This is a genomic window from Corynebacterium sp. HMSC073B01, from assembly GCF_001838255.1.
In the GTDB taxonomy this organism is placed as follows: Bacteria; Actinomycetota; Actinomycetes; order Mycobacteriales; family Mycobacteriaceae; genus Corynebacterium; species Corynebacterium jeikeium_D.
Map to the genome: position 1 here is coordinate 31782 of NZ_KV836156.1, position 25089 is coordinate 56870.

The following is a 25089-nucleotide window of genomic DNA, read 5'->3' on the forward strand; positions in this document are numbered from 1 at the left end:
CTTCATTGGTGTAAGTTGCTCTGTTAATTCAAGGCTTTTAAGCTTTTTAGACCCGCCGTTTGGGTTTCCATTGGATGGAAGCTCACGGCGGGTCTTTTTTTGATCACTTGTCGTTGTGGTATTCACTCATCGATGCGCTGTAGCGTGGCCACAAGTGAATCCCTCATCGACATGTGGAGGGGCTGATCGAAAGCGTGCGCACAAGTGCCGGGCACCATCGATAAGACACGGTAATTCGTCGATAAGACACGGTAAACCATCGATGAGTCAAGAAAAGTCATCGATAAGTGCCCCCCCCCGCCCCGCAAACTCCTAGAACCCCGCGTAGGTGCAAGAACCCAGATGCAGTGAGAGATCTCCGATCCGTCCAATACAAGAACTTTCCGCGTTAGCTGGTAGAATGCGTGACGCAAACGAAGTTCATTCGATCTTTTACAGGCGACATCGATGATCGCCGCTATTTCTAGGAGTAAGAAACCTATGGCCAACAGCAAGGCTGTTGAATTTTTCTTTGATGAGGATTTCGGTATTACCGAGGCCGTTGCCACCATCGACAATGGTGATTTCGGCACCCGCACCATTCGCTTTGAAACGGGCCAACTGGCTCGTCAGGCCGATGGTTCGGTGACCACCTACTTGGACGAGGAGACCATGCTCCTGTCCACCGTCACCGCTTCCAACCAGCCCCGCGAGGGCTTTGATTTCTTTCCGCTGACCGTCGACGTTGAAGAGCGTATGTACGCCGCGGGCAAGATTCCGGGTTCGTTCTTCCGCCGTGAGGGCCGCCCGTCCACCGACGCCATCCTGGCATGTCGTCTGATTGACCGTCCGCTGCGTCCGACCTTCGTCAAGGGCCTTCGCAACGAGGTACAGGTTGTCGTCACCGTCATGTCCTGGGATCCGAAGGACCGTTATGACGTTGTCGCAATCAACGGCGCGTCAGCTGCAACTCAGCTTTCCGGGCTGCCGGTTTCCGGCGCTGTCGGTGGCGTCCGCATCGCGCTCGTTGCTGATGACAAGCACCCAGAGGGTGCATGGGTCGCTTTCCCGACCGAGGAGCAGCACGAGCAGGCTCTGTTCGAGATGGTCGTCGCTGGCCGTATCGTCACCCGCAAGCGTCGCGGCAAGAACGTCGAAGATGTCGCCATCATGATGGTGGAGGCCGGAGCAGGGGAGACCGTCGTCAAGCGTATTGCTGACGGTGCACCGGCGCCGACCGAGGACATCGTCGCCGCTGGCCTCGAGGCAGCAAAGCCGCACATCAAGGTTCTGTGTGAGGCACAGAAGGGTCTGGCTGAGCGCGCAGCGAAGGAAACGCAGGAGTTCCCGCTGTTCCCGGCATACGGCGATGAGATTTTTAACGCAGTCGAGAAGAAGTCCGCTAAGAAGCTGGCCAAGCTGCTCACCATTCCGGGTAAGCAGGAACGAGATGACGTCACCAATGAGTACATGGAGGACGTCGAGGGGCAGCTGCTGGAGCGCTTCGTATCCGATGATGTCGACGAGCAAGCTGCATCTAAGCAGATTCGCGCTGCATACAACGCAGTGATGAAGCAGATTGTCCGTGAGAAGATTCTCGCTGAGGGCTTCCGCATCGATGGTCGCGGTGTCACCGACATTCGTGACTTGGGCGTTGAGGTCGGCTTGATTCCGCGTGCCCACGGCTCTTCGCTGTTTGAGCGCGGCGAGACCCAGATTCTGGGTGTCACCACTTTGGACATGCTGAAGATGGAGCAGCAGATTGACTCGCTGACTCCTGTTACCTCCAAGCGCTACATCCACCACTACAACTTCCCGCCGTACTCCACCGGCGAGACCGGTCGTGTTGGCTCTCCGAAGCGCCGCGAGATTGGTCACGGGGCACTGGCTGAGCGCGCTTTGCTGCCGGTCGTGCCGTCCCGCGAGGAGTTCCCGTACACCATTCGCCAGGTCTCCGAGGCGCTTGGATCCAATGGTTCGACCTCCATGGGCTCGGTCTGTGCTTCGACTCTGTCGCTGTACAACGCCGGTGTGCCGCTGAAGGCTCCGGTTGCCGGTATCGCCATGGGCCTGGTTTCCGGCGAGGTTGACGGTGAGAACCGCTTCGTCGCACTGACCGATATTCTCGGTGCCGAAGACGCATTCGGTGACATGGACTTCAAGGTCGCTGGTACTGCGGACTTCATTACCGCACTGCAGCTGGACACCAAGCTCGACGGTATTCCGTCGAAGGTTCTGGCCGATGCTCTGTCCCAGGCTCGTGATGCACGTCTGGCCATCCTGTCCACCATGGCTGAGGTCATCGAGTCTCCGGACGAGATGAGTGGTCTCGCTCCGAAGATCACCACCGTTAAGGTTCCGGCTTCGAAGATCGGTGAGCTCATCGGTCCGAAGGGCAAGACCATCAACGGCATCACCGAGGAAACCGGTGCTGATATCTCTATCGAGGACGACGGCACCGTATTTGTCTCGGCAACTTCCGGTAAGGCCGCGGACGCTGCAATCGAGCAGATTAATGCCATTGCTAACCCGCAGCTGCCGAAGGTCGGCGAACGCTACCTGGGCACTGTCGTGAAGACTGTCGCTTTCGGTGCTTTCGTCTCCCTGACTCCGGGCCGTGACGGTCTGATCCACATCTCCAAGCTCGGTGGCGACAAGCGCATCGAGAAGGTCGAGGATGTCATCAACGTCGGCGACAAGATTCAGGTCGAAATCGCTGATATCGACAACCGCGGCAAGATCTCGCTGGTTCCGGTCGAAGACGACTAATGCTTGGCGACGGAGGATGTGCTGTAGGTAGCCTCTGACAACGCGTGTAGCGATGGCGCGGTTAGGTCACAAATTGACCTAACCGCGCTTTTGTTTTGGGTTAATCTCGGGTTTCGAAGGGATTAATTTTCGAACCCACGTGGAAGGTAATTTGCGCATGCAACTTGTCGCGCACGATCATGAATTCATCGACATTGCGGCCGGTGGCTATGTCGCAAGTATTTCCCAGTTCGGTGGTGGACCGAGATCACTGGAGTACTGTGGCCTGCCACTGCTGACTGACTATCCCAAAGGGTTCAATCCACCGTTGTCCGCAGGTACGCTCCTGGCTCCGTGGCCGAACAGGGTCGCTGACGGAGTATTCATCTTTGATGGGGAAGTACATCGGCTAGATATTTCGGAGCCGTCCCGGGCGAATGCTATTCACGGGTTTGTTGCAGATCGCGTTTGGTCTGTGGTCGATTCTGATGACAGCAGCGTCACCTTGGGCGTGGAAGTTGAGCCGCAACCGGGCTGGCCTTGGGAACTCGGTATGACCGTGCGCTGGCAAGTCACGTCTGCAGATGGCCTATCGGCGGAGTTCACAGTGCATAATCGCAGCGATAGGGAGTGCCCGTTTGGTCTGGGCTGGCATCCCTATTTAAGCGCGTTGGGCGCTGACTTCGGCAGTTGCACACTACGGTTGCCCGTTGATAACAACCTGCCACTGGAGCCAATTCGAAACTTGCCCGCCGGCCCAGCGGTGCCAGCCGAGACGGTGGTTCCCAGCCTTCGAGAGGGAGTATCCCTGGATGGACTGTGGCTGGATCACTGCTTCTTTGCTGCCGAGGAGACAGCGGGGAGTGACTCGCCGCGCCGTCGTGAAGCGCATTTGGTTGGGCCAAATGGCAAGGGTGCTGTGCTCTGGGCCGATGATGAATTCCGGTTCTTCCAGGTCTATGTTGCGGACGCCGGACGACGAGAAGGATTTCCTGGGCACGGGAATGCGATTGCGGTGGAGCCAATGACATGTCCGCCGGATGCGCTACGCTCCGGTACCGGTTTGCTGCGAGTTCAGGCTGGAGAGACAACAACTCTTGCCATGGGGCTGCGCGCGGAAACGGGCGGAAAATAGTTTTCCCAGCGCAGAAGAGTGCAGCCCCCTCAATGGAAATCCCGGGCCGGGAGCAAGCCGCCTAGTTTAGGCGGTATTCCCCCCCCCGGTCTTGGGGGGGGCTACTGTAATGCAATCTTCTTCCGCTGCGGCTTGAGCAGCGTGGTGAGGAAGATTAGCACCACGGCAAATCCCGCGGCGGTAAACATCGCAATGCTATAGCCACGAATCAAGTCGTCGGCGGCAGGAGCTGCTGCACCAGTGCCGGACAGGCCAGTGGCAATAACAGCTGACAGCGCCACAAACAGTGCGGTACCGACAGCGCCGGCAACCTGCTGTAGCGTGTTCATGATTGCTGAGCCATCCGGGTAGAGGCGCTTCGGAAGATCACCAAGACCGAATGTGAACAGCGGAGTAAACAGCAGCCCCAGGCCAATCTCAAGGACGATGTGGCAGGCGACAATCCACCATAGCGGAGTCGATGCTGAGATGAAGCCGAGCCCGAAAAGACCGAGGGCAAGGACAATGGAGCCGGGAATTGCCAGTGGGCGCGGACCATAGCTGTCAAAGAGCCGGCCGACAGCCGGTCCCATCAGACCCATAACCAGTGGACCAGGCATCACAATCAAACCAATAGTCTTGACGTCGACACCTCGCAGATTGAGGTAGAGCGGCAAAATGATGATCACACCGAACATCAGCATGAAACCAATGGTCAGAATGATTGTGGACAGCCTAAAGCTCTTTGTGCGGAAGGTTCGAAGATCCAGCAGAGCTCGGTTGTGCGGTGCCAAACGGCGCTGGCGCATGATGAAGAACACCAACAGCACGATGCCGACTGCGCACAGGATTCCGTCGATAAGCGAAAACTCTGCGCCTACGCGGCTCAGCGCGTACACCAGCGGGCCGAATGCGCCGGCACTGAGGAACACCGAGAGGATATCGATGGGCTTCGCGGAGTTTTCCTCAATATTGGGAACGAGGATGACGCCCACTACCAGCACAATTAGGCCGAGCGGCAACATCGTGTCGAAAAGCGCATGCCAATTGTTATTGGCAATCTCCAGAATGAGACCGGAGATGGTCGGTCCGATAGCAGGCGCGACAGCGATGACCACGCTCATTCGTCCCATCATGCGCCCGCGCTCATGCTCCGGTACTACGTTGAGCACCGTGGTCATCAGCAGCGGCAGCAGCACTGCGGTACCGGACGCTTGGACAATGCGTGCGAGCAGAACGATCGCGAAGTTTGGCGCGAAAGCACCGATGAGAGTGCCCACGACGAATAGTCCTTGACTGACCGCGAAAAGAATGCGGAACGGCACTGCCGAAATGAGAAATCCAGTGACCGGAATGACAACTGCCATGGTCAGTAGGAACGATGTTGTCAGCCAGCCTGCGGTAGCTGCGCTGATTCCGAGGTCCGCCTTGACGACGGGAATTGCGACGCTCATGACCGTCTCGTTCAAGATAGCCATGAATGCCGCAGCTAGTAGCACGTAAATGGCCATATAAGCACTTTTGGGCGCATCGGCCTGTGGTGCCTCCGAACTTGGGCTGAGTTCGGAATCTTCAGATTCAGAAACCAATTGAAGTCTCTTTCTATATATCGGTACAGAAATAGGTAATTGTCGAAGATATGGAATCTTAGCGCAACAAAAACCCCGTCGTAAGTCGACAAAAAGGCAAAGCGGACGGGGGCATTGGCACACAAGTTGGCCAACACATTCTAAGGTAAGGGAGAAAGATAAACCCGTTGGGAAAGGACAATAGCTGTGAGCAATATCAAGGTCGGCGTACTTGGCGCCAAGGGCAAGGTAGGGTCCACCATCTGCGAGGCAGTCGAAGCCGCCGACGATTTGGAGCTGGCAGCGGGTCTCGACTCTGGCGATGACCTGAATGAACTTGTCACCGCTGGTGTGCAGACCATTGTTGACTTTACTCAGCCCGACGCTGTGATGGGCAATCTTGAGTTCTGCATTAAGAATGGCATCAACGCCGTCGTGGGTACTACGGGTTTTACCAAGGAGCGCCTCGATCAGGTGCAGCGCTGGCTTGACGACGCCGCCGGTGAGGCCAATGTTCTTATTGCACCGAACTTCGCAATCTCCGCGGTACTGACGATGAAGATGGCGGAGCTAGCCGCTCCGTACTTCGATTCCGCTGAAGTTATCGAAATGCACCACCCTTTTAAGAAGGATGCCCCCTCGGGCACCGCTATCCACACTGCTGAGGCTATTGCTCGTGCTCGCAAGGAAGCCGGCATGGGGGAGCAGCCGGACGCCACTGAGCAAACTCTCGATGGTGCTCGCGGTGCTGAGGTCGAGGGCATTCCGGTGCACGCAGTCCGTATGACCGGTTCGGTGGCTCACGAGACCGTTATCTTTGGTGCAGAAGGGCAGTCGCTCACCATCAAGCAGGACTCCTACTCGCGCACCAGCTTCGTACCAGGCGTTCTGCTGGGTGTGCGCAAGATTGAGGATTTTCCGGGCCTGACTGTGGGACTGGAGCCGTTCCTGGGACTTTAATGGCCGGGAGTTAACTGAAAATGTCTGAAAATGTCACTCTCAAGGCGCAGCTAATCGCCGCGACCAACTTCTTCCCGCCGGAGGACATCGACTTTGATACCGATGCCGATGGTGGGGAAGCATTGATTGAGTTCTCCGGCAGGGCTTGTTATGAAACGTGGGACAAGCCCAATCCACGAACGGCGACGAATAGGGGATATCTGCGACATGTGCTTGAGGTAGGCCACACCTCACTTTTTGAACACGCAAGTGCAAGCATCTATGTTCGTGGGCTGTCGCGCTCGTGTGCACATGAACTCACACGGCACCGCCACTTTTCCTTTTCGCAGTTGTCGCAGCGGTTTGTGCCGGCCAGTTCCAACAATGTTGTGGTTCCTCCCGCAATTGCGGAGGACCCGGATCTGTTGCGAGTTTTCGAAAGCGCGGTTGATCAGTCCCGTTTCGCCTATGGTGAGTTATTAGACGCACTGGAAGAGAAGTGGGCCGACGAGCCCAACGCTATCTTGCGGCGAAAGCAGGCACGCCAGGCAGCCCGGGCGGTTTTGCCCAATGCCACCGAAACTCGAATCGTGGTTACTGGTAATTTCCGGTCTTGGCGCCACTTCATTTCGATGCGTGCGACTGAGCATGCCGATGCTGAAATTCGGGAGTTGGCAGTGGCTTGCCTGCGGGAGCTGCAGCGCTGTGCTCCTGTTGCTTTTGGGGATTTTGAGATTAACACTCTGAAGGATGGGTCGGTCGTCGCGTCGAGTCCTTACGCCTTCGAGGGGTAATCGCACGTACAGTGTGAAGATATAGTCGATTGAGATTTTTAAGAAAAGGTAGTCAACAATGAGCACAGGAATTGCGTCAACTCGCGGTGCTGACATTTTCGGCACCGTCGCCGTAGCTATGGTGACCCCTTTTGATAAGGACGGAAACCTCGATGTCAAGGCGGGTGTGCAGCTCGCTGGTCATCTTGTAGACGGTGGCTGCGATGCACTCATTCTGGCCGGTACTACCGGCGAGTCGCCTACTACGACGGTTGAGGAAAAGCTTGAGCTTCTCCGAGCTGTCCGTGCAGAGATGGGTGACGAGGTTAAGCTCGTGGCCGGTGCCGGCACCAATGACACGGCCGGGTCCATCGAGCTGGCAAAGGCTTCTGTGGAGGCGGGCGCGGATGCGCTGCTCGTCGTCACGCCGTATTACTCCAAGCCGTCCCAGGAGGGGCTGTACCGTCACTTTACGGCAGTGGCTGACGCAACCGAGGCGCCGGTGTGTCTGTATGACATTCCACCGCGTTCGGTTATTCCGATTGAAGTTGATACCATTTACCGGTTGGCGGAGCACCCGAGAATCCAGGCTGTTAAGGACGCCAAGGGGGATTTGGGAGCTGCCGCCGGCATTATCGCTAATACTGATTTGGCGTGGTACTCCGGTGACGATGTGCTGAACCTTCCGTGGCTGTCTATTGGCGCCACCGGGTTTATTTCCGTTATTGGACATGCAGCCCCGCAGCTGCTGGCTGAGGTGCGCTCTTGCTTTGACAAGGGAGACCTTGCTGGTGCGCAGGCTGCCCACGCGAAGATGACTCCGCTGTTTGCCGCTCAGGCTGCACTTGGCGGTGTAAGTTTTGCTAAATCCGCTCTGCGTCTGCAGGGCATTGAGATAGGAGATCCACGCTTGCCGCAAATTGCAGCAAATGACCAGCAGCTTGAGGTGCTTGAAGAAGCTATGCGGAAGGCAGGTGTTCTGTAGTGGCTGAAGGACGCAATCGCGCCCGCAAGGTAACTCGTAAGGCTGGTCCGCCTTCCGAGTCCGACGTGGCTGCAGCAGAGCAGTCCAATAACTCTGCATCCAAGGGTTCCGACAAGGGTGGAGCTAAATCCAACGGCTCGAAGTCCTCGCAGCGTTCCGGTGAGCGTAAGAACTCCGGTAACGCTAAGAAGTCCCAAGGTTCCTCGAATTCTTCCAACCGCGGTTCCCGCGGTGGTCGCGGTGGCCGTGGAGGTAATCGCGGAAATAGTTCGAGGGATGGCCGTGGCGGACGCGGTGGCAACCGTCGTAACGTAGTCCAGTCGATGCAGGGTGCGGACTTGACCCAGCGTCTTCCTGCACCGCCGAAGGCCCCCAAGGACGGCCTGCGCGTGGTTGCACTGGGCGGTATTTCCGAAATCGGTCGCAATATGACCGTGTTGGAGTACAAGAACCGCCTGATCATCGTCGACTGCGGCGTGCTGTTCCCGAGCTCGGATGAGCCGGGTGTTGACCTGATCCTGCCTGACTTCTCCTACATGGAAGACAAGTGGGATCGCGTGGAAGCTCTCGTGGTCACCCACGGTCACGAGGACCACATCGGTGCTATCCCTTGGTTGCTCAAGCAGCGCGCGGACATCCCGATTATTGCTTCTCGCTTTACCCTGGCACTGATTCAGGCCAAGACACAGGAACACCGTCAGCGCCCGAAGGTCATCGAGGTCAACGACACCAGCCACATTCAGCGTGGCCCGTTCGATCTGCGTTTCTTCAATGTCAACCACTCGATTCCGGAGTGCCTTGGCATCGTCATTAAGACCGGAGCCGGCATGGTCGTCCACACCGGTGACGTGAAGATGGATCAGACCCCGCCGGACGGAAAGCCGACTGACCTGCCGGCGCTGAGCCGCTACGGTGATGAGGGAATCGACCTCTTCTTGTGTGAGTCCACCAACGCTACGATTCCGGGCTTCTCGGGATCCGAGGCGGAGCTGGCTCCAACTCTGCGCCGTCTGATTATGGATGCCAAGCAGCGCGTTATCGTCGCGGCCTTCGCATCGAATGTTTACCGCGTGCAGGCGGTCATCGACGCAGCTGTTAAGGCTGGCCGCAAGGTTGCCTTCAACGGTCGCTCTATGATTCGCAACATGCGCATCGCGCAGGAATTGGGGCTGCTGACCGCTCCGGAAAATACCATTGTGGAAATGAACGAGGCCGCTCGCATGGCGCCCCACAAGGTCGTGCTGGTGACTACCGGTACGCAGGGTGAGCCAATGGCTGCGCTGTCTCGCATGGCCCGCCGTGAGCACCGTCAGATCACCGTCCGTGATGGCGACCTGATTATCCTCAGTTCTTCGCTGGTACCCGGTAACGAAGAGGCAGTCTTCGGCGTTATCAACATGCTGGCCCAAATTGGTGCCACGGTTATCACCGGTAAGGATGCGAAGGTTCACACCTCCGGTCACGGCTTTGCCGGCGAGCTGCTGTTCCTCTACAACGCAGCTCGTCCGTCGAACGTCATGCCGATTCACGGTGAGTGGCGCCACCTCCGTGCCAACAAGGAGCTGGCTGTGTCCACTGGCGTGAAGCCAGAGAACGTTGTCCTGGCTCAGAACGGTGTGGTAGTCGACCTCGTTGATGGCCGCGCTCGTGTAGTTGGCCAGGTTCCGGTCGGTAACCTCTACGTCGATGGCGTCACCATGGGTGACGTCGACGCTGACGTGCTGGCAGACCGTGCTGAAATGCGTGAAGGTGGTCTTATCACCGTCACAGCCGTCATTGATAACCGCACTGGCCGCCCGTTGGAGAAGCCACGGGCTCAGGCTCGCGGTTACTCGGACGACGCCAAGGAAGTGCTCGAAACCGTCGAGCAGGTCGTTGACGATACTCTCTTTGACCTGGCTGGCAGTGGCGAGAACAACCCGTACCGTATGGCTCAGGAAGTTCGTCGCCGCACCGAGCGTGTCATTAACCAGAAGTGGCGTCGCAGCCCGATGGTTGTTCCGACAATCGTGCCGATGTCCTCTGAGGCAGCCGAAGAGGTTACCGATGAGGAAATCCAGGAGTCGCGCGAAAGTATCTAAATTTCTAGAGCGTCTTTTAGCGTAAGAGCCCGCATCCACCTAAAGCCGTGTGGATGCGGGCTTCTCCGTGCCTGGTCTAGTCTGGAGCTATGACTTTTGCTGAACGGGAACGTGAAGACCTAGCTAATCTACTGCTCAGCGTCGGCCCCGACGCACCGACCTTGTGCGAGGGCTGGACAACCCGGGATTTGGCCAACCACCTTTACATTCGCGAAAACCGTCTGGATGCCGCTGGCGGGATGTTCGTCAAGGCGCTTTCGGAACGCCTCGTTGCTGTTACCGCTGAGGTCAATCGAATGCCCTACGTCGAAGTGGTGGGGAAGTGGGGCAGTGGTGCTCCGCGATGGAATCCAATGAACTGGGCAGACCGCTATGTCAACACTGCGGAGAACTTCGTTCACCACGAGGACGTCCGTCGTGCCCAGGAAGGTTGGACCGTTCGTCAGCTGCCACCCTCCGGAGTTTCAGACCTGTGGCGCCTGGTCACTACTGCCGGCCGTATGATGTTGCGCGGTTCGACCTCGACCGTGGTGCTAATGCGCGACGACGGGGTTGCGGTGACCCTAATCGACAACAGTGCTAAGGGTGCTCCGGTTGTGACTGTCCGCGGAAGCGTCGGGGAACTGGTGTTGTGGCTCTATGGCCGTGACGAGGTACGCGTCACCATCGACGGCGATGAATCGGGCATCAAGCGCAACAGCCTTTAAGATCACGTTCTCAGTTCTGGACAGTCGTGGCAGCCCGCCTGTTAAACAATGACACGCGTGTGACTAATGTGAAAACGATCCGGTGTTAGCTGTAAGGTTATGGTCATGTCTGCGACCAGCCGAACCAGAACTGACAATCGTCGTGGATCTTCCCGCTCTGCGGAGACAGATGCCACGCGGCGATACCCCGTGCACAGTGCCACGGAGGAATTCGAGCGCACTCCTAGCGCCATGTCGTTCGTGGGCAATAGCTTGGCCAGCGCCTGGACTGAAACTGCCCGCGGCGTGGCCGGTCTTGCCCGTCGGGTAGGCGGTCGCAAAAATAAGCGAGATGAAGAGGAGAATATGTCGCGGCGCGAAAGTGACGCCGATTTTTCGACGAAGCCCCGTAGGAAGCGTCGTAAAGCAGCTAGTGGCTATGACGATGTAATTGAACCGCCGGCACCGGCCTCCGTGCCAGCTGACGAGTTCGACGCAGACTTCGATGAGGGTGGCGAACCGGGATCGAAGGATGGCCTCGCACTACTCGTGCTGGCGTTGGCGATTGTGCTCGCTGGCTCGACATGGTTCCACCTGGCAGGGCCAGTGGGGGAGTTCATTGAAACGGCAGTGCGCACGCTCATTGGTATCGGCGCTTTTGTACTTCCGGTGCTGCTCGGTGTTGTTTCCGTATTAATGATGCTGGATGCTATGCCGCGCCGTGAACGTCTGACACCTACCATCACTGGAGCTTCGCTGATCGTGGTGGGGCTGCTCGCAATTGTGCATATCGGCTCGGGTCGTCCTGCGGACTGGCAGGGGCGACGTGCAGCTGGTGGCGCAATTGGTGGTTATATCGGTTCGCCGCTAGCAGCCGGGTTTACCTCGTGGGTCGCCGTGGTTTTGTTGCTGGGTATCGTTTTTTACGGCGCTCTGGTGCTCTCTGGCGCGACGGTGCGCCAGCTTATCGATGCCACTAAGGAATACTTCAACTTTTCCGAGTGGTCTTCGCGTCGTGCCGGCGACGAGCCGGAATCGGACGATCCCTACGGCAATGTCGATGACATGCTGGAACGTCGTGCGAGCTGGGATTCCGATACCGCATATGCCGATGAGGACTTTGACCAGCCGACGCAGCTAATTGAGCGTCGCCCAAGCCACAGCAGCCGCACGCAACATTCCTCGTCTCGTTCGACCGGTCGCCCTGCTTACCGAGCGTCCCGCCGTGGCGCGGATAGCCGTATATCCGCACCCGAACCCGCGCCTTACGACGAACCGGATACTGACGGTAACCTCTACGATCTTTTGGACGAAGAGCCGCAGAGGAACCGACAGGCTCCGCGACGTGCCCGTCAGGTTGAGGATGTCGACTACGATTCGGCAAAGACCACAGTGTTCGATGTCCGGAATGGGGCACCGCACTCCAATCGAGTTTCCCCAGTGGAGCCGGCGTTTCCGGCAGCTGAGTACGTGGAGGAAGCTCAGTCGGATGCAGTACATCGCGACACCGCTGAGACAGAATCGACTATTCCAGCTGTCGGGGGCACGAACTACCACGCTGTCGACGAGGATTATGACGAGTACTCCGAGTACCCGACGCAGGAGGCTGCTGCAGCTAATAACAGCGAACGGAATTGTGTTTCCGATTCCCGAGCTCCGAAACAGCCCGCTGTTCAACCTGAGGCCGTAGAGCCGGCGAGCGCGCCGCAGGGCGAGTCGTCTGTCGATGATTCGCGGGATGCAGTGTCTGAGGCTACCCGCCGCACAATGGATGCCATTGCCGCTCGTTCTGGTATCGATGCCTCTAAGATTCCGGCCACAACTCCGAAGTCTGAATTGGAAAAGGATGCCGAGGGTACTTCCGGTTCGTCGGCACGCACGCCGGAATCTGACTACCACCTGCCATCGACTAATTTGTTGATTCCAGGTGAGCGTCCCAAGACACGTACGGCGACGAACGACCGCATGATTGAGGCGATTACTGAAGTATTCGCAGAATTCAAGGTCGATGCTGCGGTGACTGGTTTCTCTCGCGGTCCGACGGTGACTCGCTACGAGGTCGAGCTTGGCCCGGGCGTGAAGGTCTCGAAGATCACGAACCTGCAGTCCAACATTGCCTACGCGGTAGCGACCGACAATGTCCGCTTACTGACTCCGATTCCGGGAAAGTCGGCCGTTGGTATCGAGGTGCCGAACAACGACCGTGAGATGGTTCGGCTTGCCGACGTACTCAACGCGCCCAAGACCGTTGCGAACGATGACCCGATGCTGATCGGTCTCGGTAAGGATATTGAGGGCGAGTTTATCTCGCACTCCATCCAGAAAATGCCGCACCTTCTCGTTGCCGGTTCGACCGGTTCGGGTAAGTCCGCGTTCGTAAATTCGATGTTGGTTTCGCTGCTGACTCGTGCGACCCCGGAGGATGTCCGCCTGATTCTGGTGGACCCGAAGATGGTCGAGCTGACTCCATATGAGGGGATTCCTCACCTGATTACGCCAATCATCACTCAGCCGAAGAAGGCCGCGGCGGCTCTGCAGTGGCTGGTTGAAGAGATGGAACAGCGCTACATGGACATGAAGGCCGCCCGCGTCCGTCACATCAAGGACTTCAACCGTAAGGTCAAGTCCGGTGAGATTACGACCCCACTTGGCTCGGAGCGCGAGTACCGTCCGTACCCGTACATTGTCTGTGTCGTTGACGAGTTGGCAGACCTGATGATGACCGCACCCCGCGATATCGAAGATGCGATTGTGCGCATCACGCAAAAGGCCCGTGCTGCCGGTATCCACTTGGTGCTGGCTACGCAGCGTCCGTCTGTGGATGTGGTCACCGGCTTGATTAAGACGAACGTGCCATCGAGACTGGCATTCGCTACCTCGTCGCTCACGGACTCCCGCGTCATTCTTGACCAGGGCGGTGCTGAAAAGCTCATTGGTATGGGCGATGGCCTGTTCATCCCACAGGGTGCAGGCAAGCCGCGACGTCTTCAGGGGGCCTTCGTCACAGACGAAGAGATTCAGGCAGTAGTCGATGCAGCTAAGGCGCAGGCCGAGCCGGATTACACCGAGGGTGTCACGGAGGATAAGAGTGCTGAGGCTGAGCGCAACATTGACCCCGATATCGGAGATGACCTGGAAGATTTGCTTCAGGCAGTCGAGCTGGTGGTCACCGCACAGCACGGATCGACCTCGATGTTGCAGCGCAAGATGCGAGTCGGTTTCGCCAAGGCCGGTCGACTGATGGATCTGATGGAAACTCGCGGAGTGGTTGGACCGTCAGAGGGATCTAAGGCACGTGAGGTGCTGGTCAAACCAGAGGAGCTCGAAACCATTAAGTGGATGATCAAGGGCGCAAACCCGGAGGATGCTCCTAAGGAAGAAGTAAACGTAGTCGACGCTGATCCGAATCAGTCTATGGCGTAGGACGACCCAGCCTTACCGCCGTTTCTGATTGCGTGTATAGTCGGCACACGTGGAGGGGAGTATCCCCGGTAAAAGTGGATGTTTTCCGCTAGCCCGTGACGGTTATCGTCAGCACGGATTGGACGCACAGACTCGTCTTGCGCACATCGAATCCCGGTGCCGTCACTTTTGCCACTATGGCAGAAGCAGGAGAGACCTCCGGTTCATGTTCGCACGACCGGAGGTCTTTTTTTAATATGCATGTCCCCGCATTGGTATGGATTATCACCATTGTGGTCGTCATGGGTTTTATCGCCTTTGACTTCTATGCACACGTTCGCACGCCGCATAACCCAACTATGAAGGAAGCCGGCATCTGGACCGCTTTCTACGTAGTCTTGGCATTAATTTTCGGCGGAATGGTGTGGTTGTTATGGGATCACCACCGAGGCATTGAGTTTCTATCGGGCTATATCACCGAAAAGGCGCTCAGCGTAGACAATCTATTTGTCTTTGCACTCATCATCGGCGCATTCAAGATTCCGCGCCAGTACCAACAAAAGGTTTTGCTGTTCGGTATTGCGATGGCGCTGGTATTCAGAGGCCTGTTCATTTGGGCTGGTGCGGCAGTTATTGCCAAGTGGTCTGACGTTTTCTACCTGTTTGCAATCTTCCTGATTTACACGGCTATCAAGACGGTGTACGACGAAGCCGTCGATAAGCCGGAACCCGATCCGTCGGATATGAAGCTGATTCAATGGCTGCGTCGAATCGTCCCAATTTCGGACCATTACAACAAGGACAAGCTGACCGTTAAGGAAAACGGCAAGCGTTACTTGACTCCACTTGCCATCGCGCTGGTGTCCATCGGTTTTATCGATGTGATGTTTGCGTTTGACTCTATCCCGGCTATCTACGGCCTGACGGATGAGGCATATATCGTCTTTACTGCAAATGCCCTTGCTCTCATGGGGTTGCGACAGATGTACTTCCTGCTCGACGGTCTGCTGGATCGCTTGGTGTACCTGGCTTATGGCCTGGGTGTCATCCTGGCCTTTATTGGTGTGAAGTTGCTGTTGCACGCACTGCATGAAAACAACCTGCCGTTTATCAACAGCGGTGAGAACGTGTCGGTGCCTGAAGTATCGACCTGGGCGTCGCTGGCGGTCATCGTCATCGTTCTGGTGGTGACTGTCCTGGCATCGTGGCTCAAGAGCAAGCGTGATGAAAACATGGGTGCGATTGCCCTTCCGCGTGTTCACCACGATGATGATGGAAGCCGCGATGGCCTCGGCTCTCACGCCTCCTCTACTTCTGTCAGTGAGGGGTCAACGTCGGCCGGAAGCGAAACTAACGGTTCACACACCGGTAAGAACGAGCCTGGGCGTTAATCGAACACGATTGTGAGATAAGGTAACAACTGTGACTGCTCCAAGTGCTGATACAAGCCGTGTTTCCAACTGGAACTTGCCCAATTTCCTGACCGTGCTTCGCATCCTCGGAGTACCGGTGTTCCTGTGGGTACTTCTTCAGGAGGGCGGCGAAGCCACCAATTGGCGCTGGTGGTCGTTTGTCGTATTCGCGCTTCTGATGGCGACTGACAAGTTGGACGGGCACCTCGCACGTAGCCGTAACCTCATTACCGACTTTGGCAAGATTGCCGATCCGATTGCCGATAAGGCTCTAATGCTGGCTGCGCTGATTGGTATGAACATCATCGACATTCTGCCGTGGTGGGTGACTGTCATCATCGTGATTCGCGAAGGTGGCATCACCATCTGGCGTATGTTCGCCCTGCGTCAGGGGCGTGTTGTTCCGGCTTCTCGGGGCGGCAAGATAAAGACGGTCCTGCAGTCTGTAGCAGTGGGGCTCTTCCTGATGCCAGTGGACTGGTTGTTCTGGCCGTCCTGGATTGTGATGGTTGCCGCCATTGTCGTCACCGTCGGTACTGGTATCCAGTACATTGTGGATGCGCGAAAGGTCTCGTAGAGAAATTAAGTGGAGGGTAAAGCTGTGAACACAGTCGAACGCCTCGCCCAGAGCGACGAAAACGCTGACGGTGTCGATGGCGTTTCGCTTCAACTCGTCCAAACGCTTACGGCTCGTGGCGAGACTTTTGCAGCCGCAGAATCACTTACCGCAGGTCTTCTCTGCGCTACAGTTGCCTCCGTACCGGGAGCCTCCGCCGTTCTCCGCGGTGGCGTGGTCACTTACGCCACTGACACGAAGGCGTTGCTTGCCGACGTGCCAAAGGATGCTTTGGCCGCATATGGCCCCGTGTCCGAGTTGACGGCCCGGTATATGGCACTTGGAGTGGCAAATAAAGCAGTGGCGGACTGGGGGATTTCGCTAACTGGCGTTGCTGGTCCAGCGATGCAGGATGGGCACCCAGTAGGTGAAGTCTGGTGTGGTCTGAAACCGCCGGGAGTTTCGTACCTTGATGGGGTAACCGCTGTTAGGTTGCCGGTGAATAAAGAGGGTTCGCGCGCGGAGATTCGTCGTCAAGCAGTGGTATTGGCGTTAGAACTGTTGTTGCAGAATCTCGACGGTGAGTAGAATTTTTGAATATTGGGAACAGGTCGGCCCTCTAAAGCGTTAGAGAGAGTGATGACCAACAATACTGCACTTATGACCATTCGCTACCCAGAGGTAGATAGCGCTGCCGCTTTGGAGGCTTCCATGGACGCCACAGCACCGTCGGCGCGAGTGGCTGTAGCGGAGCAGCCTGGATCGGTTGCAAAGTTAACGGCACAGGATTTGGCGGAACGCGGAGAATCCCGTGAGCCACTCCTGCGAGAGGCACTGGGGGAGACGCTGCGTGATATCCGTTCGCGCAGTGGACAGACGCTTCGTGAGCTTTCTGAAAATGCGGCTATTAGCCCTGGTTATTTGTCTGAGCTTGAGCGTGGACGGAAAGAAGTCTCATCTGAGCTGCTGGCGTCGGTATGCGCGGCGCTTGGTGTGACGGTGTCGGATTTGATGATGGAAGCAGCCACAGCGATGGCCCTGCATTCGGCGAGCCCAGAATTGGCAGCGATGTAGAAAATGGTTGCGGCGGTGGAATTTCATTCCATTGCCCCGGTACTTAGCACCCGAAGACGCTCGGCTTTAGTTAAGATTGGGTGCGCGATAAGCACAGACCTGCTTTGAGGTAGTTGCAATAAGAAAGGTGTATGGGACGCTATGGCTAATCCATTTGTAAAGCTGTGGAATTACTTGATGGCCGCTTTTGATTCCAAGATTGAGGAAAACGCTGATCCGAAGGTGCAGATTCAGCAGGCTATCGAGGATGCTCAGCGGCAGCACCAGGAACTATCGCAGCAGGCAGCGGCGGTGATTGGTAATCAGCGCCAGCTGGAAATGCGCCTTAACCGTCAGCTCGCTGAGATTGAGAAGCTGCAGGGGAACACTCGTCAGGCATTGCAGCTCGCTGACAAGGCTCGTGCTGAGGGGGATACCGCCAAGGCTACGGAGTATGAGAACGCAGCTGAGGCTTTCGCAGCTCAGTTGGTTACTGCTGAGCAGTCGGTAGAAGATTTGAAGGCTCTGCACGATCAGTCGCTGCAGCAGGCAGCTCAGGCTAAGAAGGCCGTCGAGCGTAATTCCATGCAGCTGCAGCAGAAGGTCGCGGAGCGCGCAAAGCTCCTCAGCCAGCTGGAGCAAGCAAAGATGCAGGAGAAGGTCTCTGAGTCCCTGCAGTCGATGAATCAGATTTCTTCGGGGGCTACACCTAATCTGGATCAGGTTCGTGACAAGATTGAACGTCGTTACGCTAACGCTCTTGGTCAGGCTGAGCTGGCTCAGAACTCGGTTCAGGGGCGTATGGCTGAGGTAGAGGCCGCAGGCGTTCAGCTTGCTGGGCACTCTCGCCTGGAGCAAATCCGCGCAGAAATGAACGGTGGCAACGAGCTCTCTGGTGGCGCGGCTCAGAAGTCCATCGAGGGAAGCGCTGCCTCCAACGTTGACCCTGCTGTTGCTGAGCGCATGCGCCAGCTGCGTGAGGGCAATTAATTCTCCTACTCACCTTCGCCACGTGCGATTAGCGAATCGCCCATTGCCTTCGAGCGATTAATGGTTCGGATGACCACAGGTACGCCGAAGGCAATGATTGAGCCGGTAGCCCCTCGGGCTTTTCGAGCCTCCAGTACCTCGGCAGCGGCCATAACCTGAAGCGGAATCATACGCAGCGTCAGCGATAGTGCGAGCGCGATGGTGTCGACTGGTAGGCCGAAACGGGCGAACGGCTGCATCGCAGCGGTCAAAGTATCCATGATGTCGCTGACGCGGGTCGTCAGCGTTAGCAATATTGCCGCTGCGATTGTGGCGAGAAGTGCGAGGAAGGTCGTCAGCGCTTGCTCACCTCCGGCGCGCCACCACAGGAGAAGCGAAAGCAGCGCCAAAATGACTACGGCTCCACGGAGCTGTCGGAAAGCAACCATGGGTGGCACCTTGGCCACCGCATAAGCGAGGGTGACAATTGCCAGGGCAATCGCCCCGCCTAGCCAGGTATCCACGAGAATCCCGGTGAGCAATAAAAATGCGATGACAATGATGAGTTTGGGGGCCGTCGGGAGCCTGTGCACAGGGGACTTATGGTTTAGGTAAAGCCCTAACGGGACATCGGCTGGATGAATCATGAGCGGCCTTCTTCCGCACGAGTCATATCGCTGACGTATCGGTCAATAACTTCCTTCGGCGCACCGTCGTCGACGATTTCTCCTGCGCTTACACGGATAACTCGGTCGAAGTCCATAAGAAAATCCAGATCATGAGTGACCACGATAATTTGCTGCTCAAGCTGGGCGAAAATATTCCGAATGTGGAGACGATTGCGCAAGTCGAGGAGCGTAGTGGGCTCATCGGCAATAATGGTCGTGGGATTAAGAATTAACACTGCCGCCAGCGCCAGTAGCTGTTTTTGTCCACCCGAGAGCAAGTGTGGCGAGGCGTCAGAATGATTGGCGAGCCCAAATCGCTCAAGAGCTTCCTGCACCAGCTGGTTGCGCTCATCCTTTGGCAGTTTTCGCTTGCGTAGTGAAAAGGCAATGTCCTCTGCGACTGTCGGCATCACAATTTGGTTATCCGCATCAGAAAAGATGAAGCCGACATTCTTGCGAATTGCCTTTGCCTGCTTTGCGACATTCATGCCCTCATACGTGACCGTGCCACCAGTGACCGGGCCCAGGCCGTTAATGAGTCGCACCAGCGTGGACTTACCGCCACCGTTTTCGCCGATAATGCCAATGCGGTTCTCTGTGAGAGTTAGCGTGGTCGGCTTCAGTATCTGGCGTCCCGAATAGGTTGCGGACGCGCGGTCAAAAGCGATGGTGGGCATAGTGCGACTCGAGACCCTTTCTAATTCTGTGGGGTTAATTGCCCGAGGTGGCTGCTTCCTTAACCAAACGACTTTGCTTACGGTTGGCAGCGTCGGGAAGCAAATCAGGGAAAGCCTGCAGTACGGCAGTAGCAATAAGCGCGGCTACGACAACCTTTGCCACGTCGCCTGGGATAAACGGGACGTTGGTAATCAGTGCGTCGGTGAAGCTAAGTCCCATACGCCAAGTCAATCCGACAGATCCGAAGAAGTACTGTAGTAGAACTCCGACGAGGCCTGCGCCGATGAAGACGCTGATTCGTGAAACCTTCGCCCGTGGTGCTTGCTGGGCAATCGCGCCGATTGCGAAACCGGCAATTAAATAGCCGACAATGTAACCCACGGTAGGGCCGGGGAGTGCGGCGAGAAGTGGTTTCCAGCCCGCCATGTTTGGAACACCCACGAGACCAACAGCCAGGAACAGGGTAGTGGCGAGGCCGCCACGTTTGAATCCGAGAATCATCCCGGCCAGTGCGATGCCCATGTTCTGTAGCACGATTGGCACGCCGAGGCCGCCAACGGGAATGGCAATGCCGCCGAGCACGATGATCAGTGCTGCGAAAGCAGCGATAAGAGTGAGGTCATACACCTTGGAATTATTCACAGCTCTCATCTTAAACCCCTGGGTTGAGCACTGTTCAGGCAGGGGACCGGGGATTTGTTTATGCAAAAAGGCGGCCAGGTAGGTATCAGTGACAGGTATCTTGTACGTTGGTCTCATGCGATTGGCCGATTTTCACAACTTCGTCAACCACGAATTTGGGCCTCAGCACGGCCCGTGGCTGTTGCATTCCCACGTACTGATGGAATATGGAAAAACTCCCGCGGAATTGCTCGAAGACGGGGTCGAACCTCGGGATATCTGGTGGGCGCTGTGTAGGGAACACGATATTCCCGAAGACCGCTGGTACGGTCCTGACGAATAGGTTCCGGCGTAGACGACGGTGAATGCTTGCCGACGGCTCTTGCGTGTCGTTGCCATTCGAACAGGGTTTCGCATATTATCGAAAGTGCTGATGAAGTCAATCCGTCTGATTCGGTATAACTTCCGGGTGTAACCGGCAGTAGAGGTGTCGCGGACCAATTTGGAACCGGAACGGCTCGTTTCGCGCCTAATTAAGTGTGAGCGAAGTTTCTGTTTTGGATGAAAATCGGGACACACATTCTCTGAGTACGGCTCCAGAACCCGATACCGTACGCGACAATGACCGCGACAATGACAATGAGGAAGAACAACGAACTATGGCTCGTAAGAAGGCTGCGGCTTCGAACCAGGGCAATGATCGCCTGAAGGCGCTCGATGTAGCTCTGGCGAATATTGAGAAGGACTTTGGTAAGGGTGCAGTTATGCGCCTGGGGGACGACAATCGTCCTCCAATTCAGGTTATTCCCTCCGGCAATATCGCTATCGACGTGGCCTTGGGCCTGGGCGGGTTCCCGCGTGGTCGTATCGTAGAAATCTATGGTCCAGAATCCTCAGGTAAGACCACAGTCGCACTGCATGCTATTGCAGAGGCGCAGCGGCAGGGCGGTATTGCCGCATTTATTGATGCGGAGCATGCGCTGGATCCGGTTTATGCGCGCAAGCTTGGAGTAGATACGGACAACCTTCTGGTATCCCAACCAGATACCGGTGAGCAGGCACTTGAGATTACAGATATGCTGGTGCGTTCCGGTGCTATTGACATCATCGTGGTTGACTCGGTAGCCGCGTTGACTCCGAAGGCTGAAATCGACGGTGAAATGGGCGATTCCCACGTTGGTCTGCAGGCGCGGTTGATGAGTCAGGCGCTGCGAAAGATGACTGGTGCGCTGTCCCACACCGGCACCACTGCCATCTTCATTAACCAGCTGCGTGAAAAGATTGGCGTCATGTTCGGCTCTCCTGAGACCACCACGGGTGGTAAAGCACTGAAGTTCTACGCTTCCGTTCGCTGTGACGTACGCCGAATTCAGACGTTGAAGGACGGCCAGGATGCGGTGGGTAACCGCACGCGCTTGAAGGTAGTCAAGAACAAGGTGTCGCCGCCGTTCAAGCAGGCAGAGTTTGACATCATCTACGGCGAGGGCATTTCGCGTGAGGGCTCGTTGATTGACATGGGCGTTGATAACGGCATTGTCAAGAAGTCCGGTTCGTGGTTTACCTACGAGGGCGATCAGTTGGGTCAGGGCAAGGAAAAGGCTCGTATGCACCTGCGCGAGAATCCAGAAATTGCCCAGGAAATCGAAGTCAAGATCAAGAAGAAGCTCGGTGTCGGGGAATTCGCGGAGGTCGAGGACGAGACCGATATCGATGCCCCTGTCGATGTCGTGCCGGACATCGACTTCGATGATTTGGAAGACTAGCTAGCTCGAGGCGTAGTGCCGCGACACACGAAAAGTGAGGACCGTGGAGGATCGTAACGGCCGCGATGTGCGGGAGACTATCGAAAAGCTTGCTCAGCAAATTGCGGAAGCTGACGGTAGTTCGCTCTACGATGCGGGTCGTGAGGAATCCAAGGCCCCGATTCGTGCTAAGGCACTGCGCTTGCTCGATCAGCGAATGCGTTCCCGCAAGGAACTCGTAGAAAGGCTCGAGGCAGTCGAGGAGTTTCCAACCTCGATGATTGAAGAAGTCGTTGATGACCTGACCCGAAGTGGATTGGTTAACGACGAGCTTTTCGCATCCGAATGGGTGCGGCAGCGCTTTGCCAGTCGTGGCAAGTCGAAGATGGTTTTGAACCGGGAGCTGCAGAAAAAGGGCATTGATGCTTCGCTTCGTGCAGATGCGTTGGAGCAGATTACGCACAACGCGGAAGAAGAAGTCGCCCGGAAGCTAGCGGCGAAGAAAGCGGCCACTATTAAAACAGTGGCGCCTGACTTCAACTCCAAGCAAAAGGATTTACGCAAAGTCGTCGGTGTGCTGGCGCGGCGCGGTTTCCCCTCTGAATTGTCCATGAGCATTGCTCGGGATCAGTTAGAAGAGCGATACCGAGAACTTGAAGAGGACACAGATTAGCGCCGGTGCCACCACACGCCGGATTAGCACGCCGGCTGCGGACCGGTCAGGTTTAAAGGGATCGCTGATTGGGGAAATGGGCCATAAACAGCTAACCTAAACTGCCGTGACTACCCCTTCTTTGAACTCTCAGCAGCAGTCTTCGCCTCGCACATATGAGGTACGTACGTTCGGTTGTCAGATGAACGTCCATGACTCGGAACGACTGTCTGGCTTGCTGGAAGAAAACGGTTATGTAGCGGCTGCAGAAGGCGAGAATCCTGATCTGGTCGTTTTCAACACCTGTGCCGTTCGAGAGAATGCGGACAATCGCCTTTATGGCACGTTGGGACAGCTCAAACCAGTCAAGGATGCTCACCCAGGCATGCAGATTGCCGTCGGTGGCTGCTTGGCCCAGAAGGATAAGGACGTCGTCGTAAAGAAGGCCCCATGGGTGGACGTCGTCTTCGGTACACATAACTTGGGTTCGTTGCCAGCACTGTTGGAACGCGCCGCCCATAATGACCGGGCTGAAGTCGAGATTAAGGATGCTCTGGAAGAATTTCCCTCGGTGCTGCCGGCCAAGCGCGAATCCACTTACGCAGGTTGGGTGAGTATCTCCGTAGGCTGCAATAACACGTGCACCTTCTGCATCGTCCCCAGTTTGCGTGGTAAGGAACGCGATCGTCGTCCAGGCGAGATTCTCGCTGAGGTGCAGGCACTCGTGGAGCAGGGCGTTACTGACGTCACCCTCCTCGGTCAGAATGTCAACGCCTATGGCGTTAACTTCGCCGACCCTGACATGGAACGCGACCGCTCGGCTTTTTCCAAGTTGCTGCGCGCCTGCGGCCAGATTGAAGGGTTGGAACGTGTGCGCTTTACGTCTCCGCACCCAGCTGAGTTCACCGATGATGTCATCGACGCCATGGCGGAGACACCGAACGTGGTTCATCAGTTGCACATGCCACTACAGTCCGGTTCTGACCGAGTGCTGAAAGACATGCGCCGTTCCTACCGCACCAAGAAATTCCTGGGAATTCTGGAGAAGGTTAGGGAAAAAATGCCGGATGCGGCCATTACCACTGACATCATTGTCGGCTTCCCAGGCGAGACTGAAGAGGACTTCCAGCAAACTCTCGACGTGGTGGAAAAGGCTCGCTTTAGCTCGGCTTTCACCTTCCAATACTCGCCTCGCCCGGGAACTCCGGCGGCGACCATGACTGATCAGGTTCCACCAGAGGTTGTGAAGGAACGCTATGGCCGTCTGTTAGCGCTTCAAGAGCGCATTTCCGAGGAAGAAAACGCCAAGCTAGTCGGTAGGGAAGTAGAGCTGCTGGTCAGCCAGTCCGATGGCCGTAAAAATGCGGAGACTCATCGCATGTCAGGTCGGAGTCGGGATGGCCGCCTGGTGCACTTCAGCCCGTCGGAAAGCGAACCAGGCGTCGTCGACCGCAAGATTCGCCCAGGTGATTACGTGACAGTGCGTGTGACCGACTCCGCACCGCACTTCCTCATTGCTGACTCCGGTGTGCTCACACACCGCCGCACTAAGGCGGGGGATAATGTAGAGGTCGGTCAGACTCCGACGACCGCTCCGATTGGAGTTGGTCTGGGCTTGCCAAAAATTGGACGCCCGGAGAAAACGAGTGTAAGTGAGGGATGCGGCTGTGAGTAGTGACAAGGCTTCGCCGGAAAGTGATATGGAATCCACTAGCGAGCAGTCGGTGGAATCCGCGCAGGCGTTGCGGATTCAGGAGCGCAAGGCCGCTGGCGAGCTGGATCTCGGCCGTGCGGTGATTCCGATGATGGTTGCCGTCATCGGCCTCATTACGAGTTTCTTCCTTCCGCACTCTGGCGTCGTTTTGGGCTTTGATGTGTTGCTGGATACGGATGTTGCGCATCAGTACTTCACGACTCGACCGGAGCGAATTTACTCCATTCTCGTGGTGGTAGGTGTCTTGCTAGCTATTGCCACGCTGATTACGCGGACGACGATTCTCGCATTTGTCACCTGGTTTTTTGCCTGTATTCAGATGGTCTACTCAGTCTTCGCTGGCTGGATGCGTCAGTCTCGTCCACAGGAACTGGCCGGCGAGGGTATTTCCTTCGGCCTGATGCTCGGTATTTTCTGCAGTTTTCTACTGGCCATCTCCGTGACTTTCATCGCTTTCCGACGTAGTAAGGAGCAGCTCGCAATCGCGACGAAACGTCGCAAGCACGCTGACACCGATCCGGTACTGCGCGCGCAGCAGGTTTACCTGCGGGCGGGCCTGACACCGAATACGACTACGGATGTTGAGGTCGTCGACGACCGCCGTGAACGTGCTCGCCGACGCAATCGCGGCCAGCAGGGCAGTAGTACGGACAATGTCTCTCAGCAGACCGGCGAACAGGACGAACAGGTCAGCGACGAGTAGTGAGACTTTTTCACTAGCGCAGTAAGTAAAGGGGCTCTCTTCCACT

The 25089-nt window shown here is 56.6% G+C and carries 22 protein-coding genes; 18 read left to right on the forward strand and 4 right to left on the reverse strand.

Annotation, left to right across the window (positions count from 1 at the left end):
* The first annotated feature begins 480 nt into the window (after positions 1 to 480).
* Positions 481 to 2748: a polyribonucleotide nucleotidyltransferase gene (locus HMPREF2849_RS05545; RefSeq protein ID WP_070862715.1), complete on the forward strand. Its 2268-nt coding sequence runs from the start codon at positions 481 to 483 to the stop codon at positions 2746 to 2748.
* A 157-nt stretch (positions 2749 to 2905) separates the two neighbouring features.
* Entirely contained in the window at positions 2906 to 3862 is a 957-nt protein-coding gene (locus HMPREF2849_RS05550) for an aldose 1-epimerase family protein (RefSeq protein WP_070862716.1), read from the forward strand.
* A gap of 101 nt (positions 3863 to 3963) precedes the next feature.
* Here HMPREF2849_RS05550 and HMPREF2849_RS05555 read toward each other — a convergent pair whose 3' ends face one another.
* Complete coding sequence (locus tag HMPREF2849_RS05555; protein WP_224433133.1) at positions 3964 to 5352, reverse strand: MDR family MFS transporter; 1389 nt, start codon at positions 5350 to 5352, stop codon at positions 3964 to 3966.
* 264 nt (positions 5353 to 5616) lie between these two features.
* Between HMPREF2849_RS05555 and dapB the strand changes: the two genes are divergently transcribed.
* From dapB to HMPREF2849_RS05610, 11 genes are all read left to right on the forward strand, one after another.
* On the forward strand, positions 5617 to 6369 hold the full coding sequence (gene dapB / locus HMPREF2849_RS05560; protein WP_049170836.1) for a 4-hydroxy-tetrahydrodipicolinate reductase: 753 nt from the start codon (positions 5617 to 5619) through the stop codon (positions 6367 to 6369).
* Positions 6370 to 6389: 20 nt separating this feature from the next.
* Complete coding sequence (thyX, locus tag HMPREF2849_RS05565; RefSeq protein WP_049170838.1) at positions 6390 to 7142, forward strand: FAD-dependent thymidylate synthase; 753 nt, start codon at positions 6390 to 6392, stop codon at positions 7140 to 7142.
* A gap of 58 nt (positions 7143 to 7200) precedes the next feature.
* A complete protein-coding gene (gene dapA, locus HMPREF2849_RS05570; RefSeq protein ID WP_049170841.1) occupies positions 7201 to 8106 on the forward strand; it encodes a 4-hydroxy-tetrahydrodipicolinate synthase in 906 nt (301 codons plus the stop codon).
* Complete coding sequence (locus tag HMPREF2849_RS05575) at positions 8106 to 10187, forward strand: ribonuclease J (RefSeq protein WP_070862717.1); 2082 nt, start codon at positions 8106 to 8108, stop codon at positions 10185 to 10187. The genes dapA and HMPREF2849_RS05575 overlap by 1 nt, the downstream gene beginning before the upstream one ends.
* An 89-nt stretch (positions 10188 to 10276) precedes the next feature.
* On the forward strand, positions 10277 to 10894 hold the full coding sequence (locus HMPREF2849_RS05580) for a TIGR03085 family metal-binding protein (protein WP_070429436.1): 618 nt from the start codon (positions 10277 to 10279) through the stop codon (positions 10892 to 10894).
* Positions 10895 to 10999: 105 nt separating this feature from the next.
* On the forward strand, positions 11000 to 14296 hold the full coding sequence (locus HMPREF2849_RS05585) for a DNA translocase FtsK (protein WP_070862726.1): 3297 nt from the start codon (positions 11000 to 11002) through the stop codon (positions 14294 to 14296).
* Between the two features lie 236 nt (positions 14297 to 14532).
* Complete coding sequence (locus HMPREF2849_RS05590) at positions 14533 to 15666, forward strand: TerC family protein (protein WP_016422604.1); 1134 nt, start codon at positions 14533 to 14535, stop codon at positions 15664 to 15666.
* Positions 15667 to 15697: 31 nt separating this feature from the next.
* Positions 15698 to 16264 (forward strand): CDP-diacylglycerol--glycerol-3-phosphate 3-phosphatidyltransferase, encoded by a 567-nt coding sequence (gene pgsA, locus HMPREF2849_RS05595; protein WP_016422605.1) that lies wholly within the window; start codon positions 15698 to 15700, stop codon positions 16262 to 16264.
* 24 nt (positions 16265 to 16288) lie between these two features.
* Positions 16289 to 16831: a CinA family protein gene (locus HMPREF2849_RS05600; RefSeq protein WP_016422606.1), complete on the forward strand. Its 543-nt coding sequence runs from the start codon at positions 16289 to 16291 to the stop codon at positions 16829 to 16831.
* 51 nt (positions 16832 to 16882) lie between these two features.
* Complete coding sequence (locus HMPREF2849_RS05605; RefSeq protein ID WP_048733491.1) at positions 16883 to 17317, forward strand: helix-turn-helix domain-containing protein; 435 nt, start codon at positions 16883 to 16885, stop codon at positions 17315 to 17317.
* Between the two features lie 141 nt (positions 17318 to 17458).
* Positions 17459 to 18286, forward strand: a complete 828-nt coding sequence (locus tag HMPREF2849_RS05610; RefSeq protein ID WP_048733488.1) for a PspA/IM30 family protein — start codon at positions 17459 to 17461, stop codon at positions 18284 to 18286.
* A 5-nt stretch (positions 18287 to 18291) separates the two neighbouring features.
* Here the strand turns inward: HMPREF2849_RS05610 and HMPREF2849_RS05615 are convergent, their stop codons facing one another.
* From HMPREF2849_RS05615 to HMPREF2849_RS05625, 3 genes are read right to left on the reverse strand one after another with little or no spacing between them, the layout of a single operon-like run.
* On the reverse strand, positions 18292 to 18912 hold the full coding sequence (locus tag HMPREF2849_RS05615) for an energy-coupling factor transporter transmembrane component T family protein (RefSeq protein WP_070602473.1): 621 nt from the start codon (positions 18910 to 18912) through the stop codon (positions 18292 to 18294).
* A complete protein-coding gene (locus HMPREF2849_RS05620; RefSeq protein WP_070602475.1) occupies positions 18909 to 19610 on the reverse strand; it encodes an energy-coupling factor ABC transporter ATP-binding protein in 702 nt (233 codons plus the stop codon). Before HMPREF2849_RS05620 ends, HMPREF2849_RS05615 begins: the two co-directional genes overlap by 4 nt.
* A gap of 34 nt (positions 19611 to 19644) precedes the next feature.
* Positions 19645 to 20262, reverse strand: coding sequence for a biotin transporter BioY (locus HMPREF2849_RS05625; protein ID WP_049189630.1), 618 nt, complete (start codon positions 20260 to 20262; stop codon positions 19645 to 19647).
* A 79-nt stretch (positions 20263 to 20341) separates the two neighbouring features.
* On the opposite strand from HMPREF2849_RS05625, the gene HMPREF2849_RS05630 reads away from it, so the two are divergent.
* The 5 genes from HMPREF2849_RS05630 (at position 20342) to HMPREF2849_RS05650 (ending at position 25043) form a co-directional block, all read left to right on the forward strand.
* Positions 20342 to 20575 (forward strand): DUF3046 domain-containing protein, encoded by a 234-nt coding sequence (locus tag HMPREF2849_RS05630; RefSeq protein WP_005509697.1) that lies wholly within the window; start codon positions 20342 to 20344, stop codon positions 20573 to 20575.
* A 316-nt stretch (positions 20576 to 20891) separates the two neighbouring features.
* On the forward strand, positions 20892 to 21995 hold the full coding sequence (recA, locus tag HMPREF2849_RS05635; protein ID WP_049189631.1) for a recombinase RecA: 1104 nt from the start codon (positions 20892 to 20894) through the stop codon (positions 21993 to 21995).
* A 43-nt stretch (positions 21996 to 22038) separates the two neighbouring features.
* Entirely contained in the window at positions 22039 to 22647 is a 609-nt protein-coding gene (locus tag HMPREF2849_RS05640; protein ID WP_070566274.1) for a regulatory protein RecX, read from the forward strand.
* Positions 22648 to 22753: 106 nt separating this feature from the next.
* A complete protein-coding gene (gene miaB, locus HMPREF2849_RS05645) occupies positions 22754 to 24301 on the forward strand; it encodes a tRNA (N6-isopentenyl adenosine(37)-C2)-methylthiotransferase MiaB (protein ID WP_070862718.1) in 1548 nt (515 codons plus the stop codon).
* Positions 24294 to 25043 carry an Rv2732c family membrane protein gene (locus tag HMPREF2849_RS05650; RefSeq protein ID WP_246822120.1) on the forward strand — a complete coding sequence of 250 codons (750 nt, stop codon included), beginning with the start codon at positions 24294 to 24296 and terminating at the stop codon, positions 25041 to 25043. The genes miaB and HMPREF2849_RS05650 overlap by 8 nt, the downstream gene beginning before the upstream one ends.
* Positions 25044 to 25089 lie beyond the last annotated feature (46 nt).

Excerpts from the sequence above, each read along its gene's own strand:
- HMPREF2849_RS05545 (WP_070862715.1), top strand. The coding sequence starts at position 481 with ATGGCCAACAGCAAGGCTGTTGAATTTTTCTTTGATGAGGATTTCGGT.
- HMPREF2849_RS05550 (WP_070862716.1), top strand. The coding sequence starts at position 2,906 with ATGCAACTTGTCGCGCACGATCATGAATTCATCGACATTGCGGCCGGT.
- HMPREF2849_RS05555 (WP_224433133.1), bottom strand. The coding sequence starts at position 5,352 with ATGGCCATTTACGTGCTACTAGCTGCGGCATTCATGGCTATCTTGAAC.
- thyX (WP_049170838.1), top strand. The coding sequence starts at position 6,390 with ATGTCTGAAAATGTCACTCTCAAGGCGCAGCTAATCGCCGCGACCAAC.
- dapA (WP_049170841.1), top strand. The coding sequence starts at position 7,201 with ATGAGCACAGGAATTGCGTCAACTCGCGGTGCTGACATTTTCGGCACC.
- HMPREF2849_RS05580 (WP_070429436.1), top strand. The coding sequence starts at position 10,277 with ATGACTTTTGCTGAACGGGAACGTGAAGACCTAGCTAATCTACTGCTC.
- HMPREF2849_RS05585 (WP_070862726.1), top strand. The coding sequence starts at position 11,000 with ATGTCTGCGACCAGCCGAACCAGAACTGACAATCGTCGTGGATCTTCC.
- HMPREF2849_RS05590 (WP_016422604.1), top strand. The coding sequence starts at position 14,533 with ATGCATGTCCCCGCATTGGTATGGATTATCACCATTGTGGTCGTCATG.
- HMPREF2849_RS05605 (WP_048733491.1), top strand. The coding sequence starts at position 16,883 with ATGACCAACAATACTGCACTTATGACCATTCGCTACCCAGAGGTAGAT.
- HMPREF2849_RS05610 (WP_048733488.1), top strand. The coding sequence starts at position 17,459 with ATGGCTAATCCATTTGTAAAGCTGTGGAATTACTTGATGGCCGCTTTT.
- HMPREF2849_RS05615 (WP_070602473.1), bottom strand. The coding sequence starts at position 18,912 with ATGATTCATCCAGCCGATGTCCCGTTAGGGCTTTACCTAAACCATAAG.
- HMPREF2849_RS05620 (WP_070602475.1), bottom strand. The coding sequence starts at position 19,610 with ATGCCCACCATCGCTTTTGACCGCGCGTCCGCAACCTATTCGGGACGC.
- HMPREF2849_RS05625 (WP_049189630.1), bottom strand. The coding sequence starts at position 20,262 with ATGAGAGCTGTGAATAATTCCAAGGTGTATGACCTCACTCTTATCGCT.
- recA (WP_049189631.1), top strand. The coding sequence starts at position 20,892 with ATGGCTCGTAAGAAGGCTGCGGCTTCGAACCAGGGCAATGATCGCCTG.